Raw genomic sequence first — 17,715 nt, forward strand, 5'->3', positions numbered from 1 at the left:
GGGCGAAGATTTCTCCAGCAAGAGCCGAAAACTAATGCATTTGGCCTCAGTGCCTTAGCGCAACGGGATGCTGATCGATTGCAGGCGCTTTCCATTGCGGTCGTGGTAATTGACCTGAATCTGCTCCCGATCCACCACCAGATGGGCGAAGTTGTCTTCGCTGACCACCTCGCTGGTCAATTCATGTCGATAGTCTCCCGCAGCGGTTCGTGCCAGTGCCTGATCGAGAATGAAGGTGGATGCGGAGGCATACGGCAGCAGTTTGCTGTTGCACAGGGGTGACGACACGATGGTGTGTACTTCAAAGTCCGGATCCTCGCTGTGGGTCAGTCGGCTGGTCAGAGAGCCGTGGACATCGCCGGAAACGAAGATGACATTCTTGATGCGATGCGTACGAATCGTCTCCAGCAGCCGTAGGCGTTGTTCCGGGAAGGCTTTCCAGGCGTCATCCCCGTTGAGTTTGCGGTCGGGGTAGAACATCACGCTGGTGACCACGAACTTGACCCGGGCCGGGCTGTGGATCAGCCATTTACACAGCGCCTGTTCCTGATCTTCGTCGAGGATGCGTCGATCATCGGGCGACAGATTGCGACGGGTCCGGCTGTCGGTGACAAACCATTCAATATCGCCCTCGGCGAACTGATACCAATACCGTTCAAGCTTTGGGCTTAATTGGCCATTGGCTAATAAGGTATGCGCCGGGCTGTGGCTGGCCTGATATATCTCATAGGCTGCCATGGCGTTCTTATATAAATAAGCATCGGCCTTGCTCTCGTTGGCAGGCCAGTTGTCTTCTATTTCATGGTCGTCGAGGATCATATAAGTCGAAATATTGGACATTAATCTGGTGATATTCGGCTGAGAAAAGGCCGCGCGATACTTGCTGAGTATTTCCTTGTATTCCCGGTCGGGCGCAATGACGTTCAAGTCATCCACGTAGATTTGATCGCCCGTCATCAGCATCGCGCTGATGGGTGGTTCCGCCCGCTGCGCGAGTTCGGTGATCGCGGCAAAAATCCGGTCGCCGGCCTGGGGGGCGATGGCCACACCCGCTGTCAGGCGCAGATAGCGGCATGAACCGACAATGTACGCTCGCGCAATGCCGGCTTTGCTGGACCGGGTGCGAAAGCGATAAGTCTCTCGTGGCCATTGCAGCGGCAGTTCCTGGACGGTTTCCACGGTATGCACCGGGCTCATGGGACTGAACCATCCGGCCTGGTATTCGTACACGGTGTCGGTGGCGAGGTTTTTCAGTGCAATCACATCGGACATGTCACGCAAGATAGACAGTTTGGTAAAGACGCCTTGCGACCAACGCTCTTCTCCAATGTGCCGATAACGAACGCCGGCAAATACCAATGAATTTTCTTGAAGTTCGCCGCGCAGGAAAATACGTACGTGGTTAGTTGTAGTGTGGCCAATAATAGGGCCGACAGTCGGTTTAAACATGTTCGAATCCGTTCGAAATAACGCTAACTAAGCAATGAGGTTTTCAGTGTGTATAAGAAAACTCCGTCGAACTAAGCCTAGTTATTAAATAGCAAAAAATATCGAGCGAAAGTCGCCGTGAGTTGTGGGTGATGTAAGCCACGACTGTAGGAAATTACTTTATTCAAGGCAAAAAAAGCCCCGCCAAATTGGCGGGGTTGAGGTACGAGCGTGGCGCTCGGAAAACGAGGAACGCGACAGGCCCTCCGGTGAAGGAGGGCCGGCCGGTGTTACAGCAAGATGGTGCGGATGTCCGCCAGCAGGCTGCTCAGACGCTGGGTGAAGCGTGCAGCAGCGGCGCCGTTGATCACGCGGTGATCGTAGGACAGCGACAGCGGCAGCATCAGTTTCGGCTGGAAGGCTTTGCCATCCCAGACTGGCTGGATGGTTGCCTTGGAAACACCGAGGATCGCCACTTCCGGCGCGTTGACGATCGGCGTGAAGCCGGTGCCGCCAATGTGGCCGAGGCTGGAAATGGTGAAGCAGGCGCCTTGCATGTCGTCAGCGGTGAGCTTCTTGTCGCGGGCCTTGGCGGCCAGCGCAGCGGCTTCGGCTGCCAGTTGCAACAGGCTCTTCTGGTCGACGTTCTTGATGACCGGTACCAGCAGGCCTTCAGGGGTGTCGACGGCGAAGCCGATGTTCACGTACTTCTTGCGAATGATCGCCTTGCCGCTTGGTGCCAGCGAACTGTTGAAGTCCGGCAGTTCCTTGAGCAGGTGCGCGCAGGACTTGAGCAGCAGCGGCAGGATGGTCAGCTTGACGCCAGCCTTCTCTGCAACGGCTTTCTGAGCAACACGGAACGCTTCCAGGTCGGTGATATCAGCCGAATCGAACTGAGTCACGTGCGGGATGTTCAGCCAGCTGCGGTGCAGGCTCGACGCGCCGATCTGCATCAGGCGGGTCATCGGCACTTCTTCGGTTTCACCGAAGCGGCTGAAGTCCACGACCGGAATCGGCGGAATGCCCGCGCCACCGGTTGCGCCTGCAGCAGCGGCCGGTGCTTCCTTGGCCTTCTGCATCATGGCTTTGACGTAAACCTGCACGTCTTCTTTCAGGATGCGACCGTGCGGGCCACTGGCGCCGACGGCGTTCAGCTCGACGCCGAACTCGCGAGCCAGTTGGCGTACAGCCGGGCCAGCGTGAACCTTGGCGCCCGGCTTGGCCGGTGCAGCGGCAGGTGCGGCAGGTGCCGGAGCAGCAGGCGCCGCGGCGGCCGGAGCAGGAGCGCTCGGTGCAGCAGCAGCGGCTGGAGCTGGAGCAGCGGCCGGAGCAGCCCCTTTGACTTTCAGCTTCAGGATCAGGTCGCCGGTACCGACTTCGTCATCCAGCTTGATGGAAACGCTTTCCACCACGCCAGCGGCAGGCGATGGAATTTCCATGCTCGCCTTGTCGGATTCCAGGGTGATCAGCGACTGGTCGGCAGTGACGGTGTCGCCTGCCTTGACCAGCACTTCGATGATCTTGGCCTTGCCCGACGAACCGATGTCCGGGACATGAATGTCTTGAACACTGTCGGCAACCGGTGCAGCCGGGGCTGCAGCGGCAGGTGCCGGAGCAGCAACAGGCGCAGCGGCTTGAGCTGGCGCGGCCGCAGCAGGGGCCGCAGCACCCGCCACTTCCAGGTCCAGAATCAGGTCGCCGGTGCCGACTTCGTCGTTGAGCTTGACGCTGATGGCCTTGACCACGCCAGCGGCAGGCGATGGGATTTCCATGCTCGCCTTGTCGGATTCCAGGGTGATCAGCGACTGATCAGCTTCGACGGTGTCGCCGACCTTGACCTGGATCTCGATGATCTGGGCCTTGCCCGCCGAACCGATATCCGGCACGTGCACTTGCTGAACCGAAGCGGCAGCAGGTGCGGCGGCTGGCGCTGGAGCAGCGGCGGCAGGAGCGGCAGCCGGTTTCTCTTCAGCTTTGGCAGCCGGTGCAGCCGCAGGGGCCGCATCAGCGGCTCCTTCGACTTCCAGCTCCAGCAGTTCGTCGCCTTCTTTCAGGCGATCGCCCAGCTTCACTTTCAGGTTTTTGACGATGCCGGCCTTGGGAGCAGGGACTTCCATGCTCGCCTTGTCCGATTCCAGCGTCAGGATGCTCTGTTCGGCTTCGATACGGTCGCCGACCTTCACAAACAGTTCAATTACTTCACCTTCACCGCTGCCGATGTCAGGTACGCGAATGAGTTCGCTCACAGAGTGTCTCCTCAGCAGTCCAGTGGGTTGCGTTTTTCCGGGTTGATCCCGAACTTGGCGATGGCTTCAGACACCACCTTAGGTTCGATATCACCACGGTCAGCCAAGGCTTCCAGGGCTGCCAACACCACGAAATGACGGTCGACTTCGAAGAAGTGACGCAGCTTCTTGCGGCTGTCACTGCGGCCGAAACCGTCGGTGCCCAGGACTTTGAATTCCTTGGACGGGACCCACTGACGAATTTGCTCAGCGAACAGCTTCATGTAGTCGGTAGACGCGATGACCGGACCTTTACGGCCGTTCAGGCACTCTTCGACATAGCTCAGTTTAGGCTTCTGGCCCGGGTGCAGACGGTTGGTGCGCTCGACGGCCAGGCCATCGCGACGCAGTTCGTTGAAGCTGGTAACGCTCCAGACGTCGGCGGCAACGTTGAACTCTTCACGCAGAATCTTCGCCGCTTCACGGACTTCACGCAGGATGGTGCCGGAGCCCATCAGCTGTACGTGGTGCGCCGCTTCGCGGGTGTCTTCCTCGAGCAGGTACATGCCCTTGACGATGCCTTCCTCGACACCGGCCGGCATGGCTGGCTGCTGATAGGACTCGTTCATCACGGTGATGTAATAGAAGATGTCCTGCTGTTCTTCGGTCATCTTCTTCATGCCGTCCTGAATGATCACCGCCAGCTCGTAGCCGTAGGTTGGATCAAAGGTGCGGCAGTTCGGGATGGTACCAGCCAGGATGTGGCTGTGACCGTCTTCGTGTTGCAGGCCTTCGCCGTTCAGCGTGGTCCGGCCTGCGGTGCCGCCGATCAGGAAGCCACGGGTACGGCTGTCGCCGGCAGCCCAGGCCAGGTCGCCGATACGCTGGAAGCCGAACATCGAGTAGAAGATGTAGAACGGCAGCATTGGCTGGTTGTGGCTGGAGTACGAAGTACCGGCAGCGATGAAGGAGCTCATGGCGCCCGCTTCGTTGATGCCTTCTTCGAGGATCTGGCCCTTCTTGTCTTCCTTGTAGAACATCACCTGGTCTTTATCGACTGGCTCGTAGAGCTGGCCGACGGACGAGTAGATGCCCAACTGGCGGAACATGCCTTCCATACCGAAAGTACGGGCTTCGTCCGGGATGATCGGAACGATGCGCGGGCCGATTTCCTTGTCCTTGACCAGCTGCGCGAGGATCCGCACGAAGGCCATGGTGGTGGAGATTTCACGGTCGCCCGAACCATCAAGAATGGCCTTGAGGGTATCGAGGGACGGAGTCGGCACGCTGAAACTTTGCGCGCGGCGCTGTGGCACGAAACCGCCCAGTGCAGTGCGGCGCTCGCTCAGGTAGCGGGCTTCGGCGCTGTTTGGTTCTGGCTTGAAGAACGGCAGGTTTTCCAGCTCTTCGTCGCGTACAGGAATATCGAAACGGTCGCGGAACAGCTTCAGGCTTTCAACATCAACCTTCTTGGTGTTGTGCGCGGTGTTCTTCGCTTCGCCGGCACCGGTGCCATAACCCTTGATGGTCTTGGCCAGGATGACGGTCGGTTGTTCTTTGTGGTTGACCGCTTCGTGGTACGCCGCGTAGACCTTGTACGGGTCGTGGCCGCCACGGTTGAGTTTCCAGATCTCGTCGTCGGACAGATCAGCAACCATCGCCTTGAGTTCTGGCGAGTTGAAGAAGTGTTCACGCACGAACGCGCCGTCTTTGGCTTTGTAGTTCTGGTACTCGCCGTCGATGACTTCGTCCATGCGACGTTGCAGGATACCGTCGACGTCTTTGGCCAGCAGTGGGTCCCAGAAACGGCCCCAGATGACTTTGGTCACGTTCCACTGAGCACCGCGGAACACGCCTTCGAGTTCCTGGATGATCTTGCCATTGCCGCGAACCGGGCCGTCGAGGCGCTGCAGGTTGCAGTTGATGACGAAGATCAGGTTGTCGAGCTTCTCGCGGCCAGCCAGCGAGATCGCGCCCAGGGATTCCGGCTCGTCGCACTCGCCGTCGCCCAGGAAGCACCAGACTTTCTGCTTGCCTTCAGGGATGAAGCCACGGGCTTCCAGGTACTTCATGAAGCGTGCCTGGTAGATCGCCTGGATCGGGCCCAGACCCATGGATACGGTCGGGAACTGCCAGAAATCAGGCATCAGCCAAGGGTGCGGATAGGACGAGAGGCCCTGACCGTCGACTTCCTGGCGGAAGTTGTTCATCTGGTCTTCGGTGATGCGGCCTTCCATGAACGCGCGGGCATAAACGCCTGGCGAGGTGTGGCCCTGGAAGTAGATCAGGTCGCCGCCGTGTTCGTCGGTCGGGGCCTGGAAGAAATAGTTGAAGCCGATGTCATACAGGGTGGCGCTGGAGGCGAAGCTGGAGATGTGACCGCCCAGGTCAGAATCTTTCAGGTTCGTACGCATCACCATGGCCATCGCGTTCCAGCGCACCAACGAGCGAATGCGGCGTTCCATGAACAGGTCGCCAGGCATGCGTGCTTCGTGGGTTACGGGAATGGTGTTGCGGTATGGCGTGGTGATGGCGTAAGGCAACTGCGAACCGCTACGGGTTGCGAGTTCACCCATACGGGTCATCAGATAGTGAGCGCGGTCTTCGCCTTCTTTGTCGAGAACCGATTCCAGGGCGTCCAGCCATTCCTGGGTTTCGACGGGATCGAGGTCTTGCATGGCTTGCTCCAGGGCGGAAAGGCTTCCAGAATCGGTTGCCTGAGTTTGCGACTGGCCTTGTGGGCAGACGATATAAATTCTTGGATTGCCGAGTGGTAGGTTCCGGCGGCGTGTAGTTTTACTACAAATCATCGGGCATTTCAGCTATCTGGATGTATATACGAGTAGTAAAACTACAGATGAGCGGCTTGTGGCCTCCGGCTGCGTTGTGAGAATAATCGTTAAGGTTGGTCTTTTGCCAACCGAAAAAGGTGAAAGCTTGATGCTGTCTGCCAAAAACAAAGAAATTTCAGCTATTTCTAACCTTTGTTCGACAGTCGATCACGTAGTGCGATTTGAAAATTCACTACATGCCGCCCTCTACACGCCGATCAAGGATAGACCATGAGCCTCCCTGTGCTTGCCGAACTGCCCGGCATTCTCCTGCCGTTTGTCACCCGTGCCGAGCAGTCGTTCCGCACCGCCGTGGCCGAACTGGAAAACGACCATGGCCTGTCTGCCTGGACGCCTGAGCGCTGGGCGCAATTCGCCCGCGTCACCGCCGCCAGCGACTTCGTGACCGAACAGTGTGTGCGTGACCCTTTGATGTTGCTGACGCTGGTGCAGTCCGGCGAACTGGACCGCAGCTTTGCGCCCGGCGAGCTGTGCGGACAGATCGCGGCGGCGGTGAATGCGGCTGAAACCGAAGACGAGCTAGGTCGTGTCCTGCGCCGTCAGCGCACCCGTCATCAAGTGCGGATCATCTGGCGTGACCTGACTCGCCAGGCGGACCTGATCCAGACCTGCCGCGACCTCTCGGGCATGGCCGATGCGAGCATCGATCAGGCCTATCAGTGGTTGTACGCGCGGCATTGCCAGCAGTTCGGTGTGCCGACCGGCCGGCGCAGTGGCGAGCCGCAGCAAATGGTCATCCTCGGCATGGGCAAGCTCGGCGCCGTGGAACTCAACCTGTCGTCGGACATCGACCTGATCTTCGCCTACCCCGAGGGCGGCGAAACCGTCGGGGTGAAACGCTCGCTGGATAACCAGGAATTTTTCATTCGCCTCGGCCAGCGTCTGATCAAGGCACTGGACCCGATGACCGTCGACGGTTTTGTCTTCCGCGTCGACATGCGCCTGCGGCCTTACGGCTCTGCCGGCGCGCTGGTGCTGAGCTTCAATGCGCTTGAACAGTATTACCAGGACCAGGGCCGCGACTGGGAGCGCTACGCGATGATCAAGTCGCGGGTGGTGGCCGGCGATCAAGTGGCCGGCGCGCAACTGCAAGAAATGCTGCGCCCGTTCGTTTACCGACGTTACCTCGATTTCTCGGCGATCGAAGCGCTGCGCACCATGAAGCAACTGATCCAGCAGGAAGTGCGGCGCAAGGGCATGGCCGACAACATCAAGCTTGGGTCGGGCGGCATTCGCGAAGTTGAATTTATCGCCCAGGCGTTTCAGCTGATCCACGGCGGTCGCGACTTGAGCCTGCAGCAACGTCCTCTATTAAAAGTGCTGAGCACCCTGGAAGGTCAGGGGTATTTGCCGCCGGCGGTGGTCAGCGAACTGCGCGAAGGCTACGAATTCCTGCGTTACACCGAGCACGCGATCCAGGCGATTGCCGACCGTCAGACCCAGATGCTGCCGGACGGCGCCCAGGATCAGGCGCGCATTGCCTTTATGTTGGGCTTCGCTGACTGGGAGGCTTTCCATGAGCAGCTGATGTATTGGCGCGGCCGCGTGGCCTGGCACTTTGGTCAGGTGATCGCCGACCCCGATGAAGAGGAAGGCACCGAAAGCGAAGTGGTGGTCGGCGGTGAATGGTTGCCGCTTTGGGAAGAAGCCCAGGATGAAGAGGCCGCTTGCCGCCAGTTGGAGGAGGGCGGTTTTGCCGATGCCACCAAGGCCTTGAAGGCGTTGGCCGGTTTGCGCAACAGCCCGCAATTGCGCGCGATGCAACGCTTGGGGCGCGAGCGCCTCGATGCGTTCATTCCGCGGTTGCTGGCTCAGGCGGTCGAGCATGCCAATCCGGATCTGGTGCTGGAACGCGTGCTACCGCTGGTGGAAGCGGTGGCCCGTCGCTCGGCGTATCTGGTGTTGCTGACCGAGAACCCCGGCGCGCTGCGGCGTTTACTGACGTTATGCGCGGCAAGCCCGTGGATCGCTGAGCAAATCACCCGCTTCCCGCTGCTGCTCGACGAATTGCTCAACGAAGGCCGGTTGTTCAAGCCGCCCATGGCGCCGGAGTTGGCCGCCGAGTTGCGCGAGCGCCTGACGCGGATTCCCGAAGACGACCTCGAACAGCAAATGGAAGCCCTGCGTCACTTCAAACTGGCGCACCGGTTGCGGGTCGCTGCCTCGGAAATCGCCGGCAGCCTGCCGTTGATGAAAGTCAGCGATTACCTGACCTGGCTCGCTGAAGCGATCCTCGAACAAGTGCTGGCGCTGGCCTGGCGCCAAACCGTGGCCAAATACGGCACGCCACTGCGCACCGACGGCACCTTGTGCGATCCGGGCTTCATCATTGTCGGTTATGGGAAAGTCGGCGGGCTGGAATTGGGGCATGGTTCGGACCTGGACCTGGTTTTCATCCATGACGGCGATCCGCAGGCCGAGACTGACGGGGCGAAACCCATCGACGGCGCGCAATTTTTCACCCGGTTGGGGCAGCGGATCATTCATTTGATTACCACCCAGACCAACTCCGGTCAGTTGTATGAAGTCGATATGCGCCTGCGACCTTCCGGTGCCTCGGGGTTGCTGGTGAGCTCGGTCGGGGCGTTTGCCCGGTATCAGGAGAACGAAGCCTGGACCTGGGAACATCAGGCGCTGGTACGGGCGCGGGTGCTGGTGGGCAGCAAAGATGTTGGCCTGGCGTTCGAGAAGGTCCGCGCGGCGATATTGGGCAAACCACGGGACCTGGCGACTTTGCGCCAGGAGGTGAGCGAGATGCGCGCCAAGATGCGCGATAACCTTGGCAGCAAGAGCACCGCGGCCGGCACCGCGGCAAATGCCTTCGAGGCCACGGCGCCGTTCGATCTCAAGCAGGACGCCGGAGGTATCGTCGATATTGAATTTATGGTGCAATACGCGGCCCTGGCGTGGTCCGAAACACACCCGCCATTGCTGCGCTGGACAGACAACATCCGCATTCTGGAAGAGCTGGAACACGAAGGGCTGATGCCCGCCGAAGACGCCAGCCTGTTGCGCGAGGCCTACAAAGCCTACCGCTCCGCCGCGCACCGGCAGGCCTTGCAGAAGGACGCCGGGGTGATACCGGGTGACCAGTTTGTAGATGAGCGCCGGCAGGTATTGCGGATCTGGAAAGAGTTGGGGCTAAGCTGAAGCTGACTCGGGACGTGGCGGGCTTTTGTGGCGAGGGAGCTTGCTCCCGCTCGGCTGCGAAGCAGTCGTAACCCAGTCGGCGCGGTTTGCCAGATGAAATTCAGTAGCAGGTTTTGGGGCTGCTTCGCAGCCCGGCGGGAGCAAGCTCCCTCGCCACAGAGTTTTATGCTGATTGATATTGATGTGTATGAAATTGATCCGATGAGCCCCAACCGGCTCGTCCAAATGACCTGACAGCCAAGGCTGCGGGTGCTGGATTCTCGAGGCGGGGAGGCGTATGCCTCCCCGGTTCGTTTATGGAAACCACATGAAAATTCTGATCGTTGGGCCCAGTTGGGTCGGTGACATGGTGATGGCGCAGACACTGTTTCAGTGTCTCAAGCAACGCCACCCGCAATGCGAAATCGACGTCCTGGCCCCCGAGTGGAGCCGGCCGATCCTGGAGCGCATGCCCGAAGTCCGTCAGGCCTTGAGCTTTCCGCTCGGTCACGGCGCCCTCGAGCTGGCGACGCGTCGGCGCATCGGCAAATCCCTGGCCGGCCAGTACGACCAGGCGATCCTGCTGCCAAACTCCTTGAAGTCGGCGCTGGTGCCGTTCTTCGCCGGTATCCCGAAACGCACCGGCTGGCGTGGCGAGTTCCGCTACGGCCTGCTCAATGACGTGCGCACGCTGGATAAAGATCGTTATCCGCTGATGATCGAGCGCTTCATGGCGCTGGCTTATGAGCGCGATGCCGAACTGCCAAAGCCGTATCCACGACCGAGCCTGCAGATCGATCCGGTCACCCGCGAGGCGGCACTGGCCAAGTTCGGCCTGACCCTCGACCGTCCGGTGTTGGCCCTGTGCCCCGGTGCCGAGTTCGGCGAATCCAAGCGCTGGCCGTCCGAGCATTACGCCAAGGTCGCCGAAGCGAAGATCCGCGAGGGCTGGCAAGTCTGGTTGTTCGGCTCGAAAAACGATCACGCGGTCGGCGAAGACATCCGCGCGCGGCTGATTCCCGGTTTGCGTGAAGAGTCGGTGAACCTCAGCGGTGGCACTTCCCTGGCGGAAGCCATCGACTTGATGTCCTGCGCCGATTCGGTGGTGTCCAACGACTCCGGCCTGATGCACGTCGCCGCGGCGTTGAACCGTCCGTTGGTAGCGGTCTACGGCTCGACATCTCCGGGGTTCACGCCACCTCTGGCCGAGCACGTCGAAATCGTACGCCTGGGCCTCGACTGCAGCCCGTGCTTCGATCGCACTTGCCGTTTCGGTCATTACAACTGCCTGCGCCAGCTCATGCCGCAAGCAGTGAACGAAGCCTTGCAGCGGTTGCAGGGCACTGTGGTCGAGGTCAAATAGTTTGCGTGTTCTGCTGATCAAGACTTCTTCGCTGGGCGACGTGATTCACGCGTTGCCGGCGTTGACCGACGCGGCGCGGGCGATCCCTGGCATCACGTTCGACTGGGTGGTGGAAGAAGGCTTCGCCGAAATCCCGACCTGGCACCCGGCCGTGGGCAAGGTGATCCCGGTGGCGATTCGTCGCTGGCGCAAAAACATCTGGCAGACCATTAAAAGTGGTGAGTGGAAGCGCTTCAAACAAAGCGTTCGCGCCACCCCATACGATCTGGTGATCGACGCCCAGGGCCTGCTGAAAAGCGCCTGGTTGACGCGCTATGTCAAAGCGCCGGTCGCCGGCCTCGACAAGGACTCGGCGCGCGAACCCATCGCCGCCCGCTTCTATTCCCGTCGCCTGGCCGTGGGCCGTGGACAACACGCGGTCGAGCGAGTACGTCAATTGTTCGCCCTGGCGCTAGGCTATGACCTGCCCAAAGGCCTGGGCGATTACGGCCTGAACGTCGAGCGCCTGGTGGAATTGCCGCGCAAGAATCCTTACGTGCTGTTTCTGCACGGCACCACGTGGGACACCAAACACTGGCCGGAAGCCTATTGGCGTGAATTGGCCGAGCGCGTTGGCTATCTCGGCGTCGCCGTGAAGCTGCCGTGGGGCAATCCGGTCGAGAAGGCCCGGGCCGAACGCATCGCTGCCGGGTTCCGGCATGTCGAAGTGCTGCCCAAACTGAACCTGGCCGGTGTTGGCAAAGTATTGGCCGGCGCTCAGGCCTGCGTGGCAGTCGACACAGGCCTCGGTCACTTGGCCGCCGCGCTCGACGTACCGACCCTGTCGCTGTTCGGCCCGACCAATCCAGGCCTGACCGGTGCCTACGGCAAGGCGCAGATTCACATCGCCAGCGACTTCCCCTGCGCACCGTGCCTGCAAAAGAAATGCACCTATCAACCGACGGCCGAAGATGCCCGTCAGTTCGACCTGAAACGCGAGTGGCCCCTGTGCTTCACGCGTCTGAATCCCGAGCGTGTCGCGACCCGACTGAGCACGTTGTTACTGGCTGAGGAGCTGCGCTGATGCAATTGGCATTCGTCTTGTACAAGTACTTTCCGTTCGGGGGCTTGCAGCGCGATTTCATGCGCATCGCCCTGGAATGTCAGCAGCGCGGCCATCAGATTCGCGTCTACACGCTGATCTGGGAAGGCGATGTCCCGCCCGGTTTCGAAGTGCTGGTGGCGCCGGTCAAGGCGTTCTTCAACCATCGGCGCAACGAGAAGCTCAGCGAGTGGATGGAAGCGGACCTGGCCAAGCGTCCCGTGGACCGTCTGATCGGTTTCAACAAGATGCCGTGCCTCGACGTTTACTACGCCGCCGACGGCTGTTTCGAAGACAAGGCGCAGAACCTGCGCAACTCGCTGTACCGTCGCTGGGGCCGCTACCGGCACTTCGCCGAGTACGAGCGCGCGGTGTTCGCCAAGGACGCCAAGACGGAAGTGTTGATGATTTCCGAAGTCCAGCAGCCGCTGTTCATCAAGCATTACGACACACCGCTGGAACGCTTCCATTTACTGCCGCCGGGCATCTCCCAGGACCGTCGCGCGCCGGCCAACGCCGCCGAAATCCGGGCCGATTTCCGTCGCGAATTCAACCTGAAAGACGATGAGCTGCTGCTGGTGCAGATCGGCTCCGGGTTCAAGACCAAGGGTGTGGATCGCAGCCTCAAGGCGCTGGCCGCGTTGCCCGCTGATCTGAAGAAGCGCACCCGGCTGTTTGTAATTGGCCAGGATGACCCCAAATTATTCCAGATGCAGAGCGTCACTTTAGGGCTCGGCGACAACGTGACGTTCCTCAAGGGCCGCAGCGATATCCCGCGTTTCCTGCTCGGTGCCGACCTGTTGATCCACCCGGCGTACAACGAAAACACCGGGACCGTATTGCTCGAAGCCCTGGTGGCCGGGTTGCCGGTGCTGGTGAGCGCGGTCTGTGGTTACGCCCATTACATCGCCGAGGCCGACGCCGGGCTGGTGCTGGACGAGCCATTCGATCAGGCGCAACTGACCCAGTACCTGACCGGCATGTTGAACGACACTCAAGCACGGGCGGCCTGGAGCCGCAACGGTCTGGCCTTCGCTGAGACGGCCGACCTCTACAGCATGCCGCAACACGCGGCCGATGTGATTCTGGCGGAGCACGCTTAATGAAGTTGATGCTGGCTGAACCGTTCAAGAGCCTTTGGGCCGGGCGCGATGCGTTCACCGAAGTCGAAGGCTTGCAGGGCGAGGTTTACCGTGAGCTGGAAGCGCGCCGGACCTTGCGCACTGAAGTGAACGGCAATGGTTTTTTTGTGAAAATCCACCGCGGCATCGGCTGGGGTGAGATTTTCAAGAATCTGCTGACCGCCAAACTGCCGGTGCTCGGCGCGGGGCAGGAATGGAAAGCCATTCAACGCTTGAAAGAAGTCGGCGTGCCCACCATGACCGCCGTGGCTTATGGCGAGAAGGGCAGCAACCCGGCGGATCAGCACTCGTTTATCGTCACCGAAGAACTGGCGCCCACCGTCAGCCTCGAAGACTTCAGCATCGACTGGATCAAGAACCCGCCCGAGCCCAGACTCAAGCGCGCGCTGATCGCCGAAGTCGCACGCATGACCGGCATGATGCACCGCGCGGGGGTCAACCACCGCGACTGCTACATCTGCCACTTCCTGCTGCACACCGACAAACCGGTGACGGCTGATGACTTCAAGCTCTCGGTGATCGACCTGCACCGCGCCCAGACCCGCCCGGCGATCACTCAGCGCTGGCGCAACAAGGATCTGGCGGCGCTGTACTTTTCGGCACTGGACATTGGCCTGACCAAGCGCGACAAACTGCGATTCCTCAAAGGCTACTTCCAGCAGCCGCTGCGCCAGATTCTGGGCGAGGAAGCTGGATTGCTTGCCTGGCTCGAAGGCAAGGCCAACAAACTCTACGACCGTAAACAGCGATACGGGGATGCGCTCTGATGCCGGGTTGGAGGCTGGAACCTGCTTACAGCGACCTCGCGGAAGATTTTGGCAGCCTGGAAGCGGTGTTCGCGCTTCAGGGCGAACGCCTGACCCGTGACCCGCTGTCCGAGGTTATCCGGGTCAATCGCAACGGCGTCAATTACTACGTCAAGCGCTACAGCGGCGCCGGCAAAGGTCTGCGCCGTTACTTGGGCAAACCACGGGTCAAGGCTGAATGGCAGAACCTCAAGCGCTTCGCCAAGTGGGGCATTCCGACCGCTGAAGTGGTTGCCTGGGGCCTGGAGCGGCGTGGCGCGGCGTATGCCCGTGGCGCGATGATCACCCGTGAACTGCCGAACACCGAAGATTTGTCAGCCCTCGCCGACCGTCACGATCCGAAGCTGGCGGACCGCGTCTGGGTCGATACCGTCAGTCGTCAGCTGGCCGGTTACACCCGGACCATGCACGACAACCGGTTCACCCATAACGATTTGAAGTGGCGCAACCTGCTGATCGACGATGACGCCAAGCTGTTCCTGATCGATTGCCCCAACGGCGATTTCTGGCGCGGCTTCTGGCTCAAGTACCGGATTACGAAGGACCTGGCCTGCCTCGACAAAGTGGCGAAATATCACCTGTCGGCGACCCAGCGCCTGCGCTTTTACCTGCAATACCGCCAGCGTGACCGGCTGAATGCCGACGACAAGAAACGCATCCGGCACGTGGTGAGATTTTTCGAGGGACGCGAATGACTGATTTCCTGGCCGCTGAAGACCGTGCGCTGCTTGAGCGTCATGGCCTCGGCACGTTCGACGCACTGTGGGCCAAGCAGCTCGACGCGGTGGATGAGCCCAACACCGTCGGTGGTGGCTGGAGCAGCGTGTTTCGGCTGGATTTGGAAGGTCATGGCTACTACCTCAAGCGCCAGAGCAACTACCTGACGCGCACCTTCCATGCGCCGTTCGGCGAGCCAAGTTTTGCCCGCGAGTTTCGTAACATCAGTCGTTATCAGAAGCTGGGCATACCGGCGCTGCAGGCGGCGTTTTTTGGTGAGCGCAAAGTCGACGGGGAAGTGCGGGCGGTTCTGCTGACCCGTGCGCTGGACGGTTGGGATGACCTGGATTCGCTGTTGCAGCGCTGGTCGGACCTGAGCGAAGCGCAGCACGTGGCCATTATGAAAGCCTGTGGCGAACTGGCGCGGCGCCTGCACGGCGTGCGCCAGCTTCACGGGTGTTTCTACCCCAAACACATTTTTCTGCAGGCCACGGGCGACGGTTATCAGGCGCAGTTGATCGACCTGGAAAAAACCCGGCCGTTGCTGTTCGGTCAGCGTGACCGGATCAAGGATCTGGAACCGTTGCTGCGTCGTGCGCCGGAGTGGACCGAAGCGCAGTTGCGCGAATTGCTGGCGGTCTACGTGGATCAGCCACGGGACAGTTCGCTGGTGGACAGTTGGGTTTCGCGCCTGACCGCGCGACGCAGTCGCAAGGAGACGCGCTGATGCGCTTGTCTGAACTGAAAAACGCCGGTCGCAGCCCGAGCCTGCCGCTGAGCATTTCGCTGGCCGATGCCGCCGGTCCCGCCGAGTTGCAGTTGCTGAGTCTGCTGCGCGTGTTGCCGGGGCAGCGTTACGTTGGTGCAGGCGTATGGCGCGGCCGTCCGGTGCTGGCCAAGTTGTTGGTCGGCAGCAAAGCGGCGCGGCATTTTCAGCGTGAGCGGGACGGCGTGCGTTTGCTCGCCGATCAAGGCCTGACCACGCCACAGCTGCTGGCGGACGGTTTGAACGAGGGCGAGGGCGGCTGGCTGCTGTTCGATTTCCTTGAAGGCGCCGAGAGCCTGGGGGATACCTGGAAAAAAGTCGAACATCTGCCGGTGCTGGCGGATATGCAAGGCGCTGTGCTGGCCGAGGCGCTGGGCGCCATTGGCCAAATGCATCGCAAGGGGCTCTGGCAGGAGGACCTGCACCTGGACAATCTTTTGCGCCAGCGCGGTCGGTTGTACTTGATCGATGGCGGCGGTGTCTGTGCTGAAACCCCGGGCCAGCCGCTGTCACGGCAGAAAGTCCTGGAAAACCTCGGCGTATTTTTCGCCCAGTTGCCCAAATCGCTGGAGCCGTTCACCGAAGAATTGCTGGTGTATTACCTGCTGAGCAATGGCGAACACGCGTTGCCGATGGAAGCGTTGCAGAAGCAGATCGACAAGGTTCGCAGCTGGCGCTTGAAGGACTACCTGATCAAGGCGGGCCGTGAATGCACGTTGTTCAGCGTTCAGCGCGGGGCGTTTGGCCTGCGGGCTATTCGTCGCGAGGAAGAAGCAGCGATGCTGCCGGTGCTGGAGCAGGCCGATGCCTTGCTCGACCAGGGCCATCTGTATAAGACCGGCGGCGCGGCGAGCGTAGGAAAAGTCGAGGTTGATGGTCGGACGCTGGTGATCAAGCGCTACAACATCAAAGGCTTTGCGCACTGGCTCAAACGCTTCTGGCGCCCGAGTCGTGCCTGGCACTCGTGGCGCGAAGGCAATCGCCTGGAATTTCTCGGTATCGCCACGCCAAAACCGCTGGCGTTGCTGGAGAAGCGTTTTCTCTGGTTGCGCAGCCGGGCGTACTTGATCACCGAGTATCTGCCGGGGCCGGACATCATCGAACGCTTTGCGCCGTACGTTGAAAGGGGGGATGCGCCCGAGGCCGAGCTGGTGGCGCTGGATCATTTGTTTGCCGAGCTGATTCGCGAGCGCATCAGTCATGGGGATTTCAAGGGCCATAACCTGTTCTGGCAGCAGGATCGCTGGGCGCTGATCGATCTGGATTCGATGTGTCAGCATGGCACTGTGGGCAGCTTTGCCCCGGCGTATGCACGGGACCGGGCGCGGTTCATGCGTAACTGGCCTGAGAGCAGCGCGCTGTATCAGGTCATTGACCAGCGTCTGCCCAAAGACATCTCTGGCGCTGGCTGAATCGGGTCTTCGACCCTATCGCGAGCAGGCTCGCTCCTACATTGGTTCGGTGTTCGCCGCAGATCAAATGTAGGAGCGAGCCTGCTCGCGATGGGGCCAGAACAGACACCCGAGATTAAGAGGACAAGTTCTTGTGAATCGTCCTACATGATCCACAGACCCCATGAACTGTGCCCTGAATAGCCATGATGCTAGTTTGCCTGACGTTCACGGAGGGCAAATCTTGACCATAAAAATGGCTGTTGCGATCGGTACTTTCTCATTGGCTTTATCCGGCTGCGGCACCGCTCTGACGGTGCTGCAGGATGACGAAGACGCCGCTCGCGGCCTGCGCAAGCAAAAAACCTACTGCCAGTCCATCCCCCGCATCTACAGCGGCCTGGCCTACGACTTCTGCATCCTGAACGCCCCGCCCGATCCCACCGGCGTTCTCGTCCCCTTCGTATTGCTGGACCTGACCTTATCGGGTGTCATGGACACCGTTTCCTTGCCCTATACGATTTACCGCCAGGCTATCGACGGCAATCTGAGTATTTACTGGCGAGCAGGCCGCGGGTAGCGCTTTTGTAATCCGGCGGGTGATGTGTCTAGTCCTGAAACAGGTTTTCCCTGTTTCAGAAAGCGAAAAGCCCCGATGAACTCACCGAGGCTATAGCGCCGACCGGGATCTCCCAGTCCATTTGAGCAGGAGCCTATGTCGACGTCTTTCTGCTGTCAACGCGTGAGCTTGCTGCTTGCCACTTCCCGCTAGAGGCTTGCCGCCGCTTTTACGCTATAATCCCGCCCTTTAGCTG

At 60.4% G+C, this 17,715-nt stretch carries 12 protein-coding genes; 9 read left to right on the plus strand and 3 right to left on the minus strand.

What is annotated here, in order from left to right; all coding sequences use genetic code 11:
- Window positions 1–54: 54 nt before the first annotated feature.
- From ACA053_RS02260 to aceE, 3 genes are all read right to left on the minus strand, one after another.
- Complete coding sequence (locus ACA053_RS02260) at window positions 55–1,449, minus strand: alkaline phosphatase D family protein (RefSeq protein ID WP_497394449.1); 1,395 nt, start codon at window positions 1,447–1,449, stop codon at window positions 55–57.
- A 269-nt stretch (window positions 1,450–1,718) separates the two neighbouring features.
- Window positions 1,719–3,674 (minus strand): dihydrolipoyllysine-residue acetyltransferase, encoded by a 1,956-nt coding sequence (gene aceF / locus ACA053_RS02265; protein ID WP_497394450.1) that lies wholly within the window; start codon window positions 3,672–3,674, stop codon window positions 1,719–1,721.
- An 11-nt stretch (window positions 3,675–3,685) separates the two neighbouring features.
- Entirely contained in the window at window positions 3,686–6,331 is a 2,646-nt protein-coding gene (gene aceE, locus ACA053_RS02270; protein ID WP_109627652.1) for a pyruvate dehydrogenase (acetyl-transferring), homodimeric type, read from the minus strand.
- 384 nt (window positions 6,332–6,715) lie between these two features.
- Here aceE and glnE point away from each other — a divergent pair, with 384 nt between their 5' ends.
- The 9 genes from glnE to ACA053_RS02315 all read left to right on the plus strand — a co-directional run bounded on the left by glnE (window position 6,716) and on the right by ACA053_RS02315 (window position 17,480).
- Complete coding sequence (glnE, locus tag ACA053_RS02275; protein WP_497394451.1) at window positions 6,716–9,655, plus strand: bifunctional [glutamate--ammonia ligase]-adenylyl-L-tyrosine phosphorylase/[glutamate--ammonia-ligase] adenylyltransferase; 2,940 nt, start codon at window positions 6,716–6,718, stop codon at window positions 9,653–9,655.
- A 307-nt stretch (window positions 9,656–9,962) separates the two neighbouring features.
- On the plus strand, window positions 9,963–10,997 hold the full coding sequence (waaF, locus tag ACA053_RS02280) for a lipopolysaccharide heptosyltransferase II (protein WP_497315137.1): 1,035 nt from the start codon (window positions 9,963–9,965) through the stop codon (window positions 10,995–10,997).
- A gap of 1 nt (window position 10,998) precedes the next feature.
- Window positions 10,999–12,060 carry a lipopolysaccharide heptosyltransferase I gene (waaC, locus tag ACA053_RS02285; protein ID WP_497394452.1) on the plus strand — a complete coding sequence of 354 codons (1,062 nt, stop codon included), beginning with the start codon at window positions 10,999–11,001 and terminating at the stop codon, window positions 12,058–12,060.
- On the plus strand, window positions 12,060–13,181 hold the full coding sequence (locus ACA053_RS02290) for a glycosyltransferase family 4 protein (protein WP_497394453.1): 1,122 nt from the start codon (window positions 12,060–12,062) through the stop codon (window positions 13,179–13,181). Before waaC ends, ACA053_RS02290 begins: the two co-directional genes overlap by 1 nt.
- A complete protein-coding gene (gene rfaP, locus ACA053_RS02295; protein WP_497394454.1) occupies window positions 13,181–13,987 on the plus strand; it encodes a lipopolysaccharide core heptose(I) kinase RfaP in 807 nt (268 codons plus the stop codon). The genes ACA053_RS02290 and rfaP overlap by 1 nt, the downstream gene beginning before the upstream one ends.
- Window positions 13,987–14,721 carry a lipopolysaccharide kinase InaA family protein gene (locus ACA053_RS02300; RefSeq protein WP_497394455.1) on the plus strand — a complete coding sequence of 245 codons (735 nt, stop codon included), beginning with the start codon at window positions 13,987–13,989 and terminating at the stop codon, window positions 14,719–14,721. The genes rfaP and ACA053_RS02300 overlap by 1 nt, the downstream gene beginning before the upstream one ends.
- Window positions 14,718–15,470 carry a lipopolysaccharide kinase InaA family protein gene (locus ACA053_RS02305; protein ID WP_109627659.1) on the plus strand — a complete coding sequence of 251 codons (753 nt, stop codon included), beginning with the start codon at window positions 14,718–14,720 and terminating at the stop codon, window positions 15,468–15,470. The genes ACA053_RS02300 and ACA053_RS02305 overlap by 4 nt, the downstream gene beginning before the upstream one ends.
- A complete protein-coding gene (locus tag ACA053_RS02310; RefSeq protein ID WP_109627660.1) occupies window positions 15,470–16,921 on the plus strand; it encodes a lipopolysaccharide kinase InaA family protein in 1,452 nt (483 codons plus the stop codon). Before ACA053_RS02305 ends, ACA053_RS02310 begins: the two co-directional genes overlap by 1 nt.
- Before the next feature lie 223 nt (window positions 16,922–17,144).
- Window positions 17,145–17,480: a YceK/YidQ family lipoprotein gene (locus ACA053_RS02315; RefSeq protein WP_497394456.1), complete on the plus strand. Its 336-nt coding sequence runs from the start codon at window positions 17,145–17,147 to the stop codon at window positions 17,478–17,480.
- Window positions 17,481–17,715: the final 235 nt, after the last annotated feature.

This window comes from Pseudomonas sp. LBUM1672 (assembly GCF_059695655.1).